This is a genomic window from Moraxella sp. K127, from assembly GCF_015223095.1.
Lineage (GTDB): Bacteria > Pseudomonadota > Gammaproteobacteria > Pseudomonadales > Moraxellaceae > Moraxella.
Window position 1 is genome coordinate 1 of the sequence record NZ_JADFBZ010000107.1, and the last position, 827, is coordinate 827.

Sequence of the window (827 nt, forward strand, 5' to 3'; positions counted from 1 at the left end):
ACAAAGGCTGTCTATGACACAGATTTTAAGCTTAATGCCGTTCAAGCCATACAACAGGGCAAATCGCTTACACAACTTGCCATAGAGCTTAATCTGCCACAACCTTCTTTACTGTCAACTTGGTTAAAGTCCTACCAAGCCTTTGGTATAATGGGACTAATACCCAAACCCAAAGGCAAAAAAGCAATGTCAAACAAACACAACGCTAATAAAACCAAATCAACTTGGAAAACCAAACAAGACCACGAAAAAAGTGTGGATGATTTGCTTGATGAACTTGCCTATCTTAGAGCAGAGAATGACTATCTAAAAAAGCTAGATGCCTTAATTCGTCAAAAGGAACAATCAGTACAAACAAAGAACAAGTCCTGATCATCCAAGAATTAAGGCATAAGCACAAACTTGCTGACTTATTGGCAGTGTCAAACTTGCCAAGAAGTGTGTTTTATTACCACATTCGTCAAAGTACAAAGCCTGACAAAGACCTTGACTTAAAAGAACACATTAACCACATCTACCACCAACACAAGGGCAGGTATGGTTATCGTAGAATCACATCAGAGCTTAACAATCAGCTTGCCCAAAAAGGCATGGTCATTAATCATAAACGAGTGCAACGACTGATGGCTAAACTTGGACTCAAAGCATTGGTTCGTCGTCAACGTAAGTTTAATACTTACAAAGGCACAATGGGCAAAGATACCATTCAGGACAATATACTCAAAAGAGACTTTAAAGCAGACAAACCCAATCAAAAGTGGGCAACAGACATCACCGAGTTTAAAGTACAAGACAAGGCAAATGATGGCAGTGTCATTCAAAGAAAA

At 39.1% G+C, this 827-nt stretch carries 2 protein-coding genes; both read left to right on the top strand.

From position 1 onward, the window contains the following. Positions 1-372: helix-turn-helix domain-containing protein (locus IM753_RS12805; protein WP_194109449.1), on the top strand; the 372-nt coding region annotated here is incomplete at its 5' end. Positions 373-419: 47 nt separating this feature from the next. Next, a partial coding sequence (locus IM753_RS12810) for an IS3 family transposase (RefSeq protein WP_370582859.1) occupies positions 420-827 on the top strand: 408 nt, incomplete at its 3' end.